Source organism: Streptomyces sp. NPDC127092, from assembly GCF_042722475.1.
Taxonomy (GTDB): domain Bacteria; phylum Actinomycetota; class Actinomycetes; order Streptomycetales; family Streptomycetaceae; genus Streptomyces.
The window spans coordinates 372,441-390,114 of record NZ_JBHXFE010000001.1 but is presented as its reverse complement, the minus strand read 5'-3'; the positions used below and the strand labels follow the sequence as shown (position 1 = coordinate 390,114).

The window sequence follows — 17,674 nt, the reverse complement described above, 5'->3', positions numbered from 1 at the left end:
AGGTACGGCGGGATGAACACGAAGAGCGCGAACACCGGGTCGCACGGCGTCGACGAGGACGCGTACGCGGTGCTGCGCGACCGGCTCGCGGCGCAGGCCGCAGAACTGGCCTCACGGGCCCAGGCGTTGAACGAGGCCCGGACCCGGGAGTTCGGCTCGGGCGAGCTGGAGCTCACCGGGACGAGGCAGGCACGGACCGAGGACCCCTGCGTCCTGACGGACGTGGTGGCCGTCGGCGGCCTGGTGCTCTTCGGCCGCACCCGGCCGCCCGCCGCCCAGGACACGGAGCCCCGCGTCGCCGACGTCTTCGCCCTGTACGACCGGGAGCTCACCGCCGTGCCCGAGGACGCGGTGCCCGGGCTGCTCGACGACCCGGCGTTCGTCCGCGAGTTCACCGCCCTGCACCGCTACTTCCGCGGCGCGCGCCTCGTCCGGCTGCACCGTACCGAGGGGCGGCTGCTCGCCGTCTTCCGTACCGGCGAGAAGGCCGACGACCTGCGCGTCCTGCGCTGGGCGGTCGGCGTGTCGGGCGAGTGCCGGTTCCTGGACGCCCGAGGCGAGCGGGATCTCGTCTCGCCGTCGGGCCAGGACGTCGACTGGATCGCCGCCGTCCGCGACGACCACGTGCCGGGCCGGCACCCGCACATCTCGCTCGGCGGGCGGCTGTACGTCTCCACGGTCGGCGGCACCCTCACCGTCAAGACGGACGACGACACGGAGACCGCCGAGGGCGTGTACGCCGAACCGGTCGACGAGCCCCTGCAGTCCCTCGCCGACGCCGAGGTCGCCCACGCCGTCGTCGGCCCGCTCGTCCTCGTCCGGGTCCATCCGTACCGGGAGGAGACGACCCGCCACCTGGTCTTCAACTCCCTCACCGGCGCCGTCGTCCGTCTCGACGGCCTCGGCCAGGCCTGCCTGCGGCTCCCGGACGACCGGGGCGTCGTGTTCCCCGGCGGCTACTGCCTCGCCGACGGCACGGTGAAGACCTTCGACACCGACACGGACGGCATGGAGTACGACGGGGCCGTCATCTCGCCGCACGGCGAGGACATCCTGTACGTCTTCCGCGCCGCGGACGACGGACGGTCCGTCCTGCTCCCGTACAACCGGGTCCGTGAGGAGATCGCCCGCCCCGTCACCGGGCGCGCGCACGCGCTGCTCGACGACGGGACCATGGTCGTGCTGCGCGGGACCGGCACCGAGGCGGGCCGCGTCCATCCCGTACAGCTCTGGCGCACCCCGTTCGCCGCCGACACCCACCTGCCTCCGGCCGGTACGGGACCCCTGGCCCGGATCGGCAACGCCGACCTCGTCCGCGGCATCGCCGACTGCTTCGCCATCGCCCGGCAGGCCGGCGAGACCACGCCGACCGGCGAGGTGTACGAAGCGCTGCTCGCCGCGTGCGTCCGGGCCGCCGACACCCACCACTGGCTCGACGACCCCGGGGCCGGTGACCTCGGATCGCCGCTCGCCGCGCTGCGGGCGACCGCCGAGCAGGTGCTCGCCGAGTTCGAGACCGTGGCGGCCCTCACCGGCCGGGCCGCCGAGGCCCTCGCGGACGCCGAACGGGACCTCACCCGGCTCGTCCGGCAGGTCCGCGGGGAGTCACCGGCCACCGCCGAGGAGTGGATCTCCCGCCTCACCGGACTGCGCCGGGCCCAGGGCCGGCTCCTCACGGTGAAGGAGCTGCGGTACGCCGACACCGACGCCGTCGACGCCCTGGCCCGGCAGGCGGAGGACGACATCGTCTCCGCGGCCCAGCGGGCGGTGTCCTTCCTCCAGCGCGAGGACGCCTTCACCACCCACGCCGCAGAGGTCGAACGGCTCACCGCCGCCGCGGCCGAGGCGGACACCGTCGCGGCGACCCATGACCTCGACGGCCGGCTCGACGAGCACGGGCTCGGGCTGCGGACGCTCAGCGAGGTCGTCGCCGGGCTCGACATCGCCGACGCCACCGTACGCACCTCCATCCTGGAGCGCGTCGCCGACGTCCTGGGCGGCCTCAACCGGGCCCGGGCCGTCCTGACCGCCCGGCGCGCCGAACTCCTGGACCACGAGGGGCGGGCCGAGTTCACGGCACGGTTCGCCCTGCTCGCCGAGGCGGTCACCGGCGCGCTCGCCGCCACGGCGACGCCCGATGACTGCGACGCCCAGCTCGGCAGGCTCCTGCTCCAGCTCGAGAACCTCGAGTCCCGGTTCGCCGACCACGACGGCTTCCTCGGCGAACTCGCCGAGAAGCGGACCGAGATCCATGACGCCTTCACCGCACGACGCCAGACCCTCACCGACATCCGCGCCCGCCGCGCCGAGCGCCTCACCGAGTCCGCCGGCCGGATCCTCGAAACGGTCGCGCGGCGGGCCGCCGCCCTCGACAGCACCGACGACGTCCACGCGTACTTCGCCTCCGACCCCATGGTCGCCAAGGTCCGCCGTACCGTGGCCGAGTTGCGGGACCTGGGCGACCAGGTGCGGGCCGAGGAACTGGAGGGCCGGCTCACCGCCGCCCGTCAGGAGGCCGTCCGGGCCCTGCGCGACCGCGGCGAGCTGTACGCCGACGGTGGCGACACCATCCGTCTCGGGCGGCACCGCTTCGCCGTCCAGCGCCAGGCGCCCGAGCTGACCCTGGTCCCGCACGGCGACACCCTGGCCTTCGCCCTCACCGGCACCGACTACCGCCGTCCGGTCACCGACCCCGCCTTCCAGGCCACCCGCCCGTACTGGACGCGGACCCTGCCGTCGGAATCCCCGGAGGTGTACCGCTCCGAGTACCTGGCCGCCCGGCTCCTCGCCGAACACGGTGCCGACACCCTCGCCGCCGTCGCAGATCTGCCGGCCCTCGTACGCCAGGCCGCGGAAGCCGCGTACGACGAGGGGTACGAGCGCGGGGTCCACGACCACGACGCGGCGGCGATCCTCGCAGCGGTGCTCCGGCTGTGCGACGCCGCCGGACCGCTGCGCCACCCGGCGGCGGCCAGGGCGGACGCCCAGCTGTTCTGGGCGCACACGGCGACCGACGAGGCCCGCGCCGCCTGGTCCCGGCGCGCCCTCTCCCTCACTCGTGCCCGCGACCTCTTCGGCGCGGCACCCGCCCTGGACACGCTCTGCCGCGAGCTGGCCGAGAAGACCGGCGACCTGTCGGCCGCCGCGTACCTCATCGAGGAACTGGCCACGGGCCCGACCGGGTTCGCGGTCTCCGCGGAGGCGCGCACCCTGCTTGAGAAGTTCCGCAGGGCCGTGGGGACCGGCGCGTACGACGACGACCTCGGCGCCCTGGGCGACCTCGCGGCCCGCCGTCAGCTCGTCGAGGGCTGGCTGCACGCCTACGCGGCCGCGTCCGGCGAGCAGGCCGGAGAGGGGGTTCTGGCGGAGGCCGTCGCCGTCGAGCTGTGCCCCGGGCTCGACCATTACGACGTCGACAGCCCGACCGGCTCCATGATCCCCGGCCTGATCGGCAGCCACCCGCGGCTGCGCGGCGGCTCCCTGGAGCTCCGCCTCGATGAATTCCTCCACCGGACGGGGGAGTTCGCCGCCCACGAGGTGCCGGCCTTCCGGGCATATCAGGGGCGCAGGGCGGAGCTCGTCGCGGCCGAACGCACGCGGCTGCGCGTGGACGAGTACCGCCCGCGGGTCATGTCCTCGTTCGTGCGCAACCGCCTCGTCGACGAGGTCTACCTGCCGCTGATCGGCGACAACCTCGCGAAGCAGCTCGGCGCGGCGGGCGACGGCAAGCGCGCCGACAGCCACGGCCTGCTCCTGCTGCTCTCACCGCCCGGCTACGGCAAGACGACCTTGGTGGAGTACGTCGCCGAACGGCTCGGCCTGCTCCTGGTCAAGGTCGACGGCCCCGCCCTCGGCCAGGGCACGATCTCCCTCGACCCCGCCGAGGCCCCCGACGCGGGAGCCTCGCGCGAACTGGAGAAGATCGCGTTCGCGCTCGCGGCCGCCAACAACGTCATGCTCTGTCTGGACGACATCCAGCACTGCTCGCCCGAGTTCCTGCAGAAGTTCATCCCCCTCTGCGACGCCACGCGCAGCCTCGCCGGGCACGACCTGCGCGGCAAGCGCTTCGCCGTCTGCATGGCGGGCAACCCCTACACCGAGTCCGGGCAGCGCTTCCGTGTCCCCGACATGCTCGCCAACCGCGCCGACGTGTGGAACCTCGGCGACGTCCTCACCGGCAAGGAGGACGCCTTCGCCTTCAGCTTCGTCGAGAACGCCCTCACCTCCCACCCGGACCTCGCCCCGCTGGCCGGCCGGGACCGCGCGGACGTGGACCTGCTCACCAGGCTCGCCGTCTCGGACCCCACGGTGAGCCGCGACCCCCTCAGCCACCCGTACACCCCGGCCGAGCTCGACCGGATCCTCGCCGTCCTGCGGCACCTGCTGACCGCCCGTACCACCGTGCTCGCGGTGAACGCGGCGTACATCGCCTCCGCGGCCCAGGCCGACGACGCCCGCACCGAGCCGCCGTTCCGGCTCCAGGGGTCGTACCGCAACATGAACAAGATCGCGGCCCGCATCTCGCCCGCCATGAACGACGCCGAGCTCGCCGCGGTCATCGACGACCACTACACGGCGGAGGCCCAGACCCTCACCACCGACGCCGAGGCCAACCTCCTGAAGCTCGCCGCCCTGCGCGGCACCCTCACTCCCGAGCAGGCCACCCGCTGGACCGAGATCACCAGCGCCTACACCCGGACGCGGGCCTTCGCCGGGGCCGGCGACGACCCGACCGGCAGAGCGGTCGCCGCCCTGGCGCTGCTGGCGGACCGGCTCGCGGCCGTCGAGAAGGCCATCACCCGCGCGACCGACCCCCGCCACCTCCTCACGCGGCCCGCAGGACAGCACGCGGGTAACTGACAAAGGAAGAGGGACCGCGGCTGAGGGGGACGTGACCCCGGGAGGACAGGACCATTTCTCAGTGGGCTCCTGACCTGCGGAGATAAGTGCACGGTGAACGGACGCGGCCGTCCGGATAACGGTCGGGTCACGAGTGCTGGGCTTTTGGAAGATCACCTTCCGTAATGTGATACGCGTCACGTAGCACCTGCCGGGTCTCGTGGTAGGAATGCGCAACTCCGCAGGTGGCACCACCCCTCGCCGCCTCGTGAGGGCCGGTGCACCTCCGGCCTGCCCGACCCCGGTGATCACTGTCCGAGTCCGCGGACGGTTCACCTCCGGTCGCCGAACGGACAACGGCGTTCGCTCAAGCCCGCACCCCCCACACCGGCGCTGCCTCCCGCGCGCCGGCCCCTGCGCCATTGAGGTCCCCCACCGTGTCACTCGACTCCATCACCCAGTCCGTGGACAAGGCAGTCAGCGGATTCTTCGAGCCCATAGCCACCTGGCTCGGCGAGGTCGTCTTCTACTCCGTGCCCGTCGGCGGCACCCAGCTCCCCCTCATCGTCGCCTGGCTCGTCGTCGCGGGTCTGGTCTTCACCGGCTGGTTCGGCTTCGTCCAGCTGCGCAAGTTCCGCCTGGCCGTGAACGTGGTGCGCGGCAAGTACGACGAGAAGGGGTCGACCGGTGAGGTCAACCACTTCCAGGCCCTGACGGCGGCCGTGTCCGGCACCGTCGGCCTCGGCAACATCGCAGGTGTGGCGGTCGCCGTCTCCATCGGTGGTCCGGGAGCGACGTTCTGGATGATCCTCTGTGGCCTGCTCGGCATGGCGACCAAGTTCGTCGAGGTCACCCTCGGTGTGAAGTACCGCGAGGTGCACGCCGACGGCACGGTCTCCGGCGGCCCGATGCACTACCTGCCCAAGGGGCTCGCCGAGCGCTTCGGCAAGAACGGCAAGACCCTCGGCAAGGTCCTCGCGGTCCTCGCCTCCTTCTTCGTGCTGTTCTTCGGCCTCTTCGGCGGCAACCTCTTCCAGGTCAACCAGTCCTACGCGCAGCTCGTCTCCGTCACCGGCGGCGAGAGCGGCCTGATGGGCGGCTCCGCCGGAGCGCTCTTCTTCGGCATCCTGATCGCCGCCCTCGTCGGCATCGTGCTCCTCGGCGGCATCCGCTCGATCGCCTCCGTGACCAGCAAGCTCGTCCCCGCCATGGCCGGCATCTACATCGCCGCCTGCCTGGTCGTCATCGCCGTCAACGTCAGCGCCGTGCCCACCGCGATCTCCACGATCATCGAGGGCGCCTTCAACCCGCAGGGCGTCGCCGGCGGTGTCCTCGGCGCGCTGATCATCGGCTTCAAGCGGGCCGCGTTCTCCAACGAGGCCGGCCTCGGCTCCGCCCCGATCGCCCACTCCGCGGTGAAGACCAAGCACCCCGCCAGCGAGGGACTGGTCGCGCTGCTGGAGCCGTTCATCGACACGGTCGTCATCTGCACGATGACCGCGCTGACCATCGTCATCGCCAACCCGGCGAGCTGGGCCGAGGCCCGCGCGGGTGAGTCCATCGGCGGTGTGACCATCACCTCCGACGCCTTCGCCACCGTCCTGCCCTGGTTCCCGTACATCCTGACCATCGCGGTCATGCTGTTCGCGATCTCCACGGTGCTGACCTGGGGCTACTACTGCATGAAGGCCTGGACGCACCTGTTCGGCCGCGGCAGGGCCAGCGAGCTGACCTTCAAGGTCCTCTACACCCTCTTCGCCGTCGCCGGTTCCCTGCTGACCCTCCAGACGCTGATCGACATGGCCGACGCCGTGCTGTTCATGCTCGCGGTCATCAACATCATCGGCCTCTACCTCCTCGCCCCCGTCGTCAAGCGGGAGCTCAACTCCTTCCTCGCCTTCGTGAAGCGGCGTGACGCCGGCCTCGACACGGACGAGGAGACCGAGAGCGACACCGACCAGGAGCCGGTGAAGACCACCGTCTGACCGCCCCCCGGCGGCCCGGCTCCCGAAGGACCCTGTCCCCACCTCGCGCCTTGGTGAGGACAGGGTCCTTCACCTTCTTTCAGCAGGTCAGAGACGCCCTGGTGAGACTCCCGATCACCCGATAGGGTGTAAAGATCGCGTCAAGAACACGATGCTGGTGTGCCGGGAAGTCTGGTCGGCGTCCGAGGGACCTGTGTGCCCACTAGTCGACACCCCCGGAGGCCCCTCCCCATGACGCAGGCACGCCCCCGCAGGCCCGTCTTCGGGCTCCTGCCCTGGCCTGAACGCCAGGCGATCGCCGAGGCCCTGCGGACCGAGACCGTCGGCGGTCTCGTTCTGCTCGCCGCGGCCGTCGTCGCGCTCGTCTGGGCGAACAGTCCGTGGAGCGCCGCCTACGAGTCCGTACGCGACTTCCACTTCGGCATCCCCGCCCTCGGCCTGGAGCTCTCGGTCGGCCACTGGACCGCCGACGGCCTCCTGGCCGTCTTCTTCCTCGTCGCCGGCATCGAGCTGAAACGCGAACTCGTCGTCGGCGAACTCCGCACCCCCGCCACCGCGGCCCTGCCCGTCGTCGCCGCCCTGTGCGGCATGGCCGTACCCGCGGCCCTCTACACCCTCACCGCCTCGGCGGGCGGCGGCAGCCTCGACGGCTGGGCCGTGCCCATGGCCACCGACATCGCCTTCGCCCTCGCCGTCCTCGCGGTCATCAGCACGCATCTGCCCGCCGCCCTGCGGGCGTTCCTGCTCACCCTCGCCGTCGTCGACGACCTCGGTGCCATCCTGATCATCGCGGTCTTCTTCACCAGCGACCTCGACTTCTGGGCGCTCGGAGGGGCGTTCGCGGGCCTGATCCTCTTCTACGCGCTCCAGCGCCTCCGCGTGCGCGGCTGGTGGTGGTACGTGCCGCTCGGCGTCGCGATCTGGGCGCTGATGTACAACTCCGGCGTCCACGCCACCGTCGCCGGAGTCGCCATGGGCCTGATCCTGCGCACCGTCCGCGACAAGGGAGAAGAGACCTCACCGGGCGCCCGCGTCTCGCACCTCGTACATCCCGTCTCGGCCGGCGTCGCCGTCCCTCTCTTCGCGTTGTTCGCGGCGGGCGTGAGCGTGTCCGGCACGGCCCTCGGGCACGTTTTCACCGACCCGGAACCCCTCGCCGTCGTCGTCGGACTGGTCGTCGGCAAGGTCCTCGGGATATTCCTCGGCACCTACCTCGCCGCGCGCTTCACGCGAGCGCAGCTCAACCCCGAACTCGCCTGGGCCGACGTCTTCGGCCTCGCCACCCTTGCCGGGATCGGCTTCACCGTCGCGCTCCTCATCGGAGAACTCGCCTTCCCCGACGCGGCCCAGGCGGAACACACCAAGGCCGCCGTCCTCGTGGGCTCCCTCATCGCCGCGGCGCTCGCCGCCGTGCTCCTGCGCCGCCGGAACCGCCTCTACAAGCGGCTGTGGGAAGAGGAAGAGCGCGACGAGGACGCGGACGGCATCCCCGACGTCTACCAGACCGTCACCCAGCTGAGCGGGCACCGTTGAGAGTCGACGGCCTCGGTCCGGCTCTGCTCGGCGCACCACCTTGTCTCTTCTTTCCTCAGCTCTTCCTGAGAGTGCGTCTGTGAACTTCCTTCTGCTGCCGTTGTGCATCGTCCTCGGCGGAGTGCTTCCGGCTCTCTGGGCCAACGGCAGGACCCGGTCCCTCCGGCGAGCCTTCGCCTCGGGCAAGACCGTCGGGCTTCCCGCAGAGGTCGCCTGGCAGTCGCACGACGGGCAGCAGGACCAGGGCGCGACGGTGCGGGGAGACCTCTGGCTGACCGGCCGGGGCGACGCCCCGCTCCACTTCGTCGCGGAGGGTTCGACCATCCTCACGCTGCCCCGTGGCGGGAGGATCAGGGATGTCGCCCCTCAGCGCGCGAAAGGGCTCAAACGGTCATTCGTCCACCGCGAGACCGTGGTGTACCAGGTGCCGGGGGCGGGAGCCCGCCTCGCCATCACCGTGGACCAGCCCTCCGCCGAGATCGTGACGAAGGCCCTCACGCAGCCGGGCGGCGGGCAGTCCGAGCGCGAGAAGCCGGCGGATGTGCTGCAGGTCGCCCCCTGGCAGCGCATCCGTGTGCCTGGCGCCGCCGCATTGCTCCTGAGCGGTGCACTGCTCCTCGCACTCTTCGGCGCGCACACCTTCCTCCTGGGGAGGGAAGTCACCGCCGAAGTCAGCGGCGTCAGGGACGCCCAGTGCCAGGTGGTGTGGCAGGACCCGTGGGACGCGAGCCGTACCCGGCACGCACGCGTGGACTGCTACCAGGGTGAGAAACCGGGCGACGCGCTGCGGATCAGCGCCCGGCCCTGGCCGGCGCGGGGCGAGGCCGCGGACCTGGAGGACTCCCCCTTCATGGTGGTCTTCGGGGTGAGTGCCGCAGGGCTGGCAGGACTGGTCGGCATCGCTTCCGCATCGCTCGGCGCCGCACGCAGGCTACGGCTGCTGCGGGGCCACCTGGGACGCGGCGGAGGGGCGAACCCGCCCGGAGCGGCCCGTGTGGTGGTGCCCTGGTGGAGCTGGGCAACGGGAACGCTCGGCCTGGCCGGTCTGGGGCTGATGACGCTCGCGTACGGGTTCGGGCAGCCGGTACGCGCGGAGGTCACCGGCACGACCGACTACGGCAGTTGCGCCGTCGCCTGGGCCGACCCCTGGGACGGTGCACGGCACACAGCGGAAGTCGACTGTGACGGCGTCTCCGGTGGAGACTCCCTGGAGGTCAGTGCCCTGCCGTGGCCCCTGCGCGGGGAGGCGTTCGACCGGGACTTCACTCCTGTTGCCCTCGGGATCGTCACGGTCGCCCACGTCGGCGTCGCGCTCCTGGGGATCGGACTCCGTTCCCGCCGGTCACGTCGGGGCCGGCTTCTGACGTCGACTCCAGAAGCCGCCTCCACCGCCACATCGGTCCCTCCGCAGAAGCAAGCGGGAGGCGACCCGGCCCGTACCGGTGACGTGCTCGACCGTGGCCACCTGACGGCGGTGTCCAGGCTGCTCTTCGCGCGGGACGTACGCGGGTCCCGCCCGAGGAGCCGCGGCCCGGAGCCCGATCCCGGTTCCCACCCGTGGTGGAGATCGCCGGTGCTGCGCCGCGTCGCGCTCACGTCGGGAGTCTCCTGGGGTGCCCTGATCGTCCTCGGTGTCACCGCCCTCTGGTCGGGAGGGTGGTGGATGACCGCCCTGCACTCCGCCACGGATCGGTCCGAGACGTCAGTCGCGACCGTTGAGTACCTGTACGACGACCTTCCGTTGGAGCCGTGGCCGCTGCCCGGTGAGGCGGAGATGAGCTTCGTCACGGCTGACGGCCGACGGGTTGTCACGGACATCGCCCATGGCGATCCGGTACCGGCCGAAGGGGACACCATCGGGATCGCGTACGCGGCCGGGCGTCCGTCCGTCGCATGGATCCCCGGCGACCCCGGACTCGGGCGGGGCCTCTGGGCGAGCGGCACCGTCGCGGCTCTGGCGGTGGTCCGCCTCGTGTGGTGCACCGTCTCCTTCGGGCGGACTCTGCGACGGGTGCTGCGCGCCGCCCGGTGCGGCGAGGCCCGGCGCCTCGACTACCTCCTCCTCCCCGGCGGCGGCGAAAAGCCCCGAAACGCGGCACCCCTGCTCGTTCTCTTCGAGCCCGGGGCACGTCGGCCGGCAGCGGTGATGGAAGTGGAACCGAGCGCGGTACTCCTGCCCACGGAAGGCACTCTGGACCTCCGGAGCGCGCCCCAGGACTCCGCCGCGGCGGTCGCCGTGATCGGTGAGCAACTGGTCTGGCCCTTCGGCCCCTTGACCCTGCTCGCCGACCAGGACGAGGAGGAGTACTTCCGGCAGTACGTGACGGACCTTGTCCCGCCCGGTGTCGCGCTCGACCCCTCGGACGCGCACGGCCATCCGACGGAGTCGTCGCCCGCCGCCGATCGCGGCTGACGCCGAGGTCCCCGCGGCCGATGGCCGGCCGCGGGGAGCCGTCGGTCACTCGCCTTCAGACCCGCCCATGACGTCGCATTCCGTATGCGAGGCGGGAAGGCGCCGGGATGTAAAGAACCCGTACGCATGATCGATCAGCTATCGCTGACCGTGGACCGTGTGGGTAGCGTGGCGGGCGGGTCAGTTCTTGCGAATCAGGACACGGGGGTGTCGACGATGTCGTTCGAAGACGAGTGGGCCGCGCAGAAGGCGGCTGTTTCCATGAGGCTCAACAAGGCGGACAGCACGGGAAGCTCCACCCCCGCGAAGGGGTCCGGGGACTACGTCGTGGAGGACGACGACCTGGGCGAGATCGGCCATGCCGCGCACGGCCTGTTCAACGGCCTCGAATCGGCCGGCAAGCACGCGAACGCGGCCAGCGAGACCGCGGGAACCAGCCTGAAGGGCGACGGATTCGACTCCGGAGCGGCCCTCACCGAGGTGAACAAGACCTGGGAGACGCAGGTCAAGACCCTCCTTCAGGCATGCGCCCACATCTCCAACCACCTCAACTACACGAAGAAGTCCAACAAGGCCGAGGACGACTGGATCGCGGCGCAGCTGCGCATCGTCGGCCCGGTCGTCCCGGGCCGGGACGGCGCCGTGTCCGCGTCCCAGATCGACAAGTACTTCCGTTAAGGAGCCGAGCCAGTGCCTACGTTCGAGCAGCTTCTGAACGCCAAGCTCGGCCCGATGAACACCGCCGCCACGCAGTGGACCGAGATGATCTCCAAGCTGACGCAGCTCAAGACGGACGCGTCGGCCATGACGTCCAAGGCGGGCAAGTCCACCTGGCGCGGCGAGAACGCCTCCGTGACGAAGGAGTTCGTCACCAAGACCGCCAAGGAGTTCGGCGACGCCGTCACCGAGGCCGAATCCGTACGCGACCTGCTCCAGGACGCGTACACCCTGCTGAAGACGGCGCAGGACGATCTGAAGACCACGTACGAGAACCCCCCGCCGGGCATCACGATCTACCCCAACGGCGTCCTCAGCCACCGGGTCCATCCGGACCGCCGTTCCAAGGACAGCACCGAACCGGTGGCCACGGAGGCGCAGTTCGAGGCACTGCGGGGCAAGATCGAGGGCATTCTCAAGCGAGCGGCCGAGGCCGACGAGCTGTGCGCATGGGGTCTTCGCGCGCTGATCAAGAACCACCCGAACGACTTCGGCAGCACCGACATCGGCGGCGTGGCCGAGGCGAAGAAGCTGCGCGAGGAGGAGAAGCAGCAGGCGGAGAACGGCCGGGAGGCCGCCAAGCTGTACGCCCGCTGGGAGTACCTCGACGACAAGGAGCGCGAGAGGCTGCTGCAGCTCGCCGAGGGCGGCAAGAACTCGCCCGCCTTCGCCGAACAGCTGATGACGAACCTCAGCTACCGGGGCCGTGACCAGCAGGAGGCCGTGCTGCTGCTGGCCGGCAGCCTGGAAGCGGGCGGCCGGGACGGCCAGCTCTCCGCGACCGACGCCCGCCTGTACAAGGCCCTGTCCGGCTCCCTCGCCACCGCCACCGGGCCCGACTCGTCCATCGGCTCCCCGGGCGGCGTCACCTCGGCCTGGACCGACAAGCTCATCACCACGGCCCGTGACGGCAACGGCCTCTCCAACCGCCACCCCGGGTACATCGGGGGCGGTGCCGCGAGCCTGAAGGACCTCACCGACCTCATGGCCGCCGACGCCGGCGACAAGGCGTACGACCCGAACGACAAGAACGCGTCCCCCTACGACAAGGACAAGGACGACCCGGTCTACAGCGAGGCGTTCCTGACCGAGGTCGGCGACACCATCCGCGCATGGGAGACGAACAACGACGACGCCTACGACGGCTACATGAAGAACTGGCAGGGCACGCAGGAGGACCCGATGAAGGGTCTGATGAACGCCATGAGCCGGAACCCCTCCGCCGCCACCAGCTACTTCGACCCGCACACCACGGACAACCTCAAGTACTTCCTGGACGACCGCAAGTGGCCGGGCGGCGACGTCGAGTTCAAGATGCCCGAGGAGACACAACGCACCTCGGCCCGCACGGAGTTCGGCGCCGCCCTGGAGGCCGCGGCCACCGGCCGTCAGCCGGGCAGCCCGCTGAACGGCGTCGAGAACCGCCACGACGGCGCCCAGGCCGCGATCTTCGAGCGGATCGCCAAGGAGTACACCGGCGACGAGACCTACGGAACCCAGAGCTCCGTGCCCGTGTCCATGCGCACGAGCATGGGCAACATGATCGGGGACTACGCCTCGGACGTGCACCAGATCCTCGGTAAGAAGATGGACGGGCCGACCGACTTCAACAACCTCACGATCGAGAGGGGCGACCTGGCCCGCCTCATGCGGGGCGTCGCCGAGGACCCCAAGGCGTTCGGAGTCATGCACCACTCGCAGAGCGTGGTGATCGCCGAAGGGCTGAACGGCTTCCCGCCGGAATCGTTCCGCAAGGAGGACCCCGAACTGCGCGCCTGGGTCAAGCAGTCGGCGTCGGTGCTCGGCCACCTCGACGCCGTACGCGGAGACGTCATCTACGACCTCGGCCAGGCTCAGAAGGACACCAACGGCTGGAACAAGATGATGAATTACCACATCATCGGCGCACCGCTGACGGCCATTCCCGTCGCCGGCGACGTGCTCCAGCGCTCGATCGACGTCGGCACGGCCGCGTACATGAATGAGCTCAACGCCAAGGTCGACGAGGCGACTCGTAAGGACATGGTCAACCACTTCGAGAACGGCGAGAACCAGATGGACGCCATGATGCGCAAGATGGCGCAGGAGAAGGGCCTCACCGACCAGGAGCTGGACGCGACCCCCGGCGAATACGAGGACGGCCTCCAGGCGACCGCCGAGCAGTGGTACCAGTACGGCATCGAGGATGCCCAGAAGAAGATGGGGCAGCCGTAGCCGTGAACAAGAAGTGGTTGCCGCTGACCGTCGTGCTCGGCGCCGCCGGGGTCGCCGTCGTGACGGCGAGCGTCTGGCCCGACGGCGAGAAGGAGCCACCGCTTCCGCAGACCCTGTGCTATGGGGCGCTCAGCCGGCAGACGGCGGAGCTGATCGACGACGGCAAGGGCGGCGAGGTCAGCGCGGAGGAGTGGCAGAGCAAGGGAAAGACCACCGACTACGCGGTGTTCAAGGGCTGCCAGGTGCAGCGCGCCAACCCGGACAGCGAGTCCCCCCGGGGCGTTTACCAGCTGATCATCCAGGACACCCGCAGCGCCCCGGGCCGCAGGAAGGACTCCGTCCCGCTCGGCACCGGATTCACCGGCTGGGTGCTCCCCGACCAGGCCGAGGCCACCCTGCCCGCAGGCTGCGCCGCCCGCATGGGCTCGACCGCCCCGTACATCACGGTGACTCTCAGCGCACCCTCACAGGCGGAGAAGAAGGGCCTCGTCGACCGCGACACGGCCATCCGCAACAGCACCACGGTAGTGCGCGAAGCCGCGACGAACCTCGCACGGAAGGCGGGCTGCTGAAGGGCAGGAAGTAGCTGGTGCCGCCCGGCACCGTCAGAGCGGAAGCGAGGGATGGCGACGCACCCGTCGTCATCCCTCCACGTGTTCCCGAGGAGCGGCAGCGCTCGGCGTAGGCGTGCAGAGCGGGCAACGGGGCAGGCGGCATCTGTTGCCGGCGAGGCTTCCGGCTCACCTGCCGCGAGTCACGGCACATTGCCGGGTGTCGGCAACCCGGAGTGCGATCGGATGCCCGTCAAGGACCTGTCAACGTCGCATAAGAAACGTGTAAGGTCCGTTGCGGAGTGCCGGGAAGCCTGGTCGGCGAACAAGGGCTACGTGTCTTTTCTGCCGATCGGGGAACTTCCGTCATGGTGCTCGTCGCTGTCTTCGGTGCCGCGCTGCTCGTCGCGGTTCTGCTGTCCGGGCTCGCCGCCCGGACCGTCCTGTCCACCTCGTTGCTCTTCCTGGTCGGTGGGGCGCTGGTCAGCGACGGTTTCCTGGGGCTGATCCACATCACGCCGGAGAGCGAGATCGTGTCGGTCACCGCCGACCTCGCTCTGTTCGCCGTGCTGTTCACCGACGGAATGCACGTCTCCTTCGGCAAGCTGCGGGCCAACTGGCGCAATCCGGCACGGGCGTTGGGCCTCGGCATGCCGCTGGCCTGCGTGGGCATGGCGCTGGTCACCCACTACCTGGTCGGCCTGGACTGGACGACCTCGTTCCTCGTGGGCGCGGTCCTCGCGCCGACCGACCCGGTGTTCGCCTCGGCCATCGTCGGCCGCAAGGAGGTCCCCGCGCGGCTTCGTGAGCTGCTGAACGTCGAAAGTGGGATCAACGACGGCCTGGCCCTGCCCGTCGTCCTCGTCCTCATCGCCGCCGCGGGACCGGCCGCCGGTCACGCCGAGGCATCCTTCGGGAAGATCGCGCTGGAGCTCGGCCTCGGCCTGGCCTTCGGCGCGCTGCTCCCGCTGCTCGTCAACGGGCTCGTACGGTTCCGGCTGCTCGGCGCGGAGCCCAAGCTCCAGCCGCTGCTGCCGCTCGCCACCGGTGTCATCCTGTACGCCGCCTGCCACCTGACCCACGCCAACCCGTACCTGGCGGCCTTCTCCGCGGGCGCGGTCCTCGCCGCCGTGTCGCCGGAGCCCCAGAAAGCGTTCGAGCCGCTGGGGGAGTCGCTGGCCGAGCTGGCCAAGTTCGCCGCCCTGCTCGTCTTCGGCGCGCTGCTCACGCCGCGGCTCTTCGGCGACCTGTCCGTCGGCGGATACGTGGCGGTCGTGCTGGCGATCGTGCTCATCCGGCCCGCGTCACTGCTCGTCTCGCTGTGGGGGACGCGGATCGACCGTAGGGAGAAGCTGGTCGCGGCCTGGTTCGGCCCGAAGGGCTTCGCGTCGGTCGTCTACGGCCTGCTGGTCCTCCAGGCCGGCATCCCCCAGGGCCAGGAGGCGTACACCCTGATCGCCGTCTGCATCGCCTTCTCGATCCTCGCGCACAGCAGCACCGACGTCCCCATCGCCCGCCTCTTCCACGTCGACGACCTCGTCGAAGGCGACGGCACACGCCCCGAGGCTCCCGCGGCCACCATGAAGGTCCAGCCCCATGCGCGCGCGTGACCTTGCCCGGCCCTGCCTCCCCGGTACGCCTCGCGGCAGCCTGCGCGAAGCCGGCAGACCTGCCCGTCCCGGCGGCCCTGGACCGGGGCGGCGTGAATGCCCTAGCCTCGCAGACACCGAGAAGCGGGCAGCGTCGCTCACTTCGGGTCCCCCAACCTGCCCGGACGCGTTCGTGACCCCGTAACTCGCCCCCCACGGTGTCGTTTTGCGTTTACACAACGCAACGAAGGCGGTCGTCAATGTCCGGCACGGAGTCCTCCGACTACACCCAGCGTCTCGCGCGGCTCGAGACCTCGGGAATCAAGCGGTTGCTCCCCACGCAAGCTCCCTACCGATGGAACCTGAAGAGGCTCGGCCTAGGGCGGGTGCTCGACGTCGGCTGCGGTCTCGGCCGGAACCTGCTGAACTGCGGGCCCGACAGCGTCGGCGTCGACCACAACGCCCACTCCGTCGCCACCTGCCGTGAGCGCGGGCTCAACGCCTACACGCCGGACGAGCTCGCCGAGGCCCCGGACTGCGGTCCGGGCTCCTTCGACAGCCTGCTCTGCGCGCACGTCCTGGAACACATGGACGAGACCCTCGGGAACTCGGTCCTGGAGCAGTACCTGCCGCTGGTGAAGCGGGGCGGTTCGGTCGTCCTGATCTGTCCGCAGGAGGCCGGCTACAAGACCGACTCCACGCACGTGCGGTTCGTCGACTTCGACGGGATGCGCACGCACGCCGAGAAGGTCGGGCTCGGCATCGAGCGCACCTACTCGTTCCCGTTCCCGCGGTCCGTGGGCAAGGTCTTCCCCTACAACGAGTTCGTCCTGGTCGCCCGGATCCCCGCGGAGGCCTGAGCCGGGCAGGCCCGCGGCCCCCTCCCGCGTCAAGGAAGGGGCGGCGGCCGCCAGCCGGGCACGTGCGCCGCCGCGGAACGCTCCCAGGCGGCCACGCCCCCGGCCAGCGGCCAGGCGCGGGTGATCTCCGTGGCTCTTTCGACGGCCCGCAGGGCGGCCGCCAGGTGCCGGCTCGCCACTCCTGCCTTCACCTGGGCGAGGGGACCGGGTTCCAGAGCGGCCATGCGCTCCTCGTACTCCCGGAGCGGACGCTCCGAGCACACCGCCACATACCTGGCGTCGACCGCCCTGGAGAGCAGCAGCTCGGAAGGACGGCCGCCCTCGGCGAGCGCCGCCACCAGCCGATCGTGGCCGTCGAGGACGACCGGGCAGTTGAGCCCGCTGATCCACCAGAGCAGGACGGGCGGCAGCAGACCCTCGCGGTACTGCCGCCGGTACGCCTTCACGCGCGGCGCCTCCGGTGCGGACAGCGTCCGCAGCGGCAGCAGGTCGCGGGCGTCCTCGACCGGGTCGCCGTAACCGAACCAGGTGAGGTGGCCACGGTCGGTGTCGTGGGGGAGGAGATGGGCCCAGTGGGCGTCCACGAACCATCCCGGGATCATCGGGCCCAGATGCCAGTCGCCCTCGTGCAGCGGTCCCTCGGTGGCCCCGCGCAGCTCCGCCGCCGCGTGGGCGGTCCAGCGGTCGGTCCACGCCTCGGAGCCCGGCGGGGCGAAGTCCGCGAAGGAGCGGGCGGTGGCGGCGCGCAGCGGGGCGAGCGGGGAGACGTACGTCCCGGTCCGGGCGTAGTGGACGCCGTAGCGCGAGGCGCGCTGCCGCGCGAACAGCACCGGCCGGTCCCCTTGCGACAGGACCAGCCGCCCGCCGTCCGCGCACTCCATCCGCAGCCCCGGCCGCACCGGGTGGTCGATCACGATCCGCATCCCGCGAGCGTACGAGGCGGAGCGGGCGGCACGGTATCCGGGCTCCAGCT

At 71.0% G+C, this 17,674-nt stretch carries 10 protein-coding genes; 9 read left to right on the top strand and 1 reads right to left on the bottom strand.

Going from position 1 to position 17,674, the window contains the following annotated elements; genetic code table 11:
- The first annotated feature begins 12 nt into the window (after positions 1–12).
- From ACFWJO_RS01620 to ACFWJO_RS01580, 9 genes are all read left to right on the top strand, one after another.
- On the top strand, positions 13–4,860 hold the full coding sequence (locus tag ACFWJO_RS01620; RefSeq protein WP_386862805.1) for a DNA repair ATPase: 4,848 nt from the start codon (positions 13–15) through the stop codon (positions 4,858–4,860).
- Positions 4,861–5,276: 416 nt separating this feature from the next.
- The gene (locus ACFWJO_RS01615) at positions 5,277–6,824 is read left to right on the top strand and encodes an alanine/glycine:cation symporter family protein (RefSeq protein WP_386862804.1); all 1,548 of its coding nucleotides are present in this window, start codon (positions 5,277–5,279) and stop codon (positions 6,822–6,824) included.
- A gap of 231 nt (positions 6,825–7,055) precedes the next feature.
- Positions 7,056–8,357 (top strand): Na+/H+ antiporter NhaA, encoded by a 1,302-nt coding sequence (nhaA, locus tag ACFWJO_RS01610; protein ID WP_386862803.1) that lies wholly within the window; start codon positions 7,056–7,058, stop codon positions 8,355–8,357.
- A gap of 79 nt (positions 8,358–8,436) precedes the next feature.
- Positions 8,437–10,770 (top strand): hypothetical protein, encoded by a 2,334-nt coding sequence (locus ACFWJO_RS01605; RefSeq protein ID WP_386862802.1) that lies wholly within the window; start codon positions 8,437–8,439, stop codon positions 10,768–10,770.
- Positions 10,771–10,986: 216 nt separating this feature from the next.
- Positions 10,987–11,448: a hypothetical protein gene (locus tag ACFWJO_RS01600; protein WP_386862801.1), complete on the top strand. Its 462-nt coding sequence runs from the start codon at positions 10,987–10,989 to the stop codon at positions 11,446–11,448.
- Between the two features lie 12 nt (positions 11,449–11,460).
- Positions 11,461–13,701 carry a DUF6571 family protein gene (locus tag ACFWJO_RS01595; protein WP_386862800.1) on the top strand — a complete coding sequence of 747 codons (2,241 nt, stop codon included), beginning with the start codon at positions 11,461–11,463 and terminating at the stop codon, positions 13,699–13,701.
- 2 nt (positions 13,702–13,703) lie between these two features.
- On the top strand, positions 13,704–14,273 hold the full coding sequence (locus ACFWJO_RS01590; RefSeq protein WP_386862799.1) for a hypothetical protein: 570 nt from the start codon (positions 13,704–13,706) through the stop codon (positions 14,271–14,273).
- A gap of 347 nt (positions 14,274–14,620) precedes the next feature.
- Positions 14,621–15,862: a cation:proton antiporter gene (locus ACFWJO_RS01585; RefSeq protein WP_386862798.1), complete on the top strand. Its 1,242-nt coding sequence runs from the start codon at positions 14,621–14,623 to the stop codon at positions 15,860–15,862.
- Positions 15,863–16,101: 239 nt separating this feature from the next.
- The gene (locus ACFWJO_RS01580) at positions 16,102–16,701 is read left to right on the top strand and encodes a class I SAM-dependent methyltransferase (RefSeq protein ID WP_386862797.1); all 600 of its coding nucleotides are present in this window, start codon (positions 16,102–16,104) and stop codon (positions 16,699–16,701) included.
- A gap of 29 nt (positions 16,702–16,730) precedes the next feature.
- Here ACFWJO_RS01580 and ACFWJO_RS01575 read toward each other — a convergent pair whose 3' ends face one another.
- Positions 16,731–17,624, bottom strand: a complete 894-nt coding sequence (locus ACFWJO_RS01575) for a hypothetical protein (RefSeq protein ID WP_386862796.1) — start codon at positions 17,622–17,624, stop codon at positions 16,731–16,733.
- Positions 17,625–17,674: the final 50 nt, after the last annotated feature.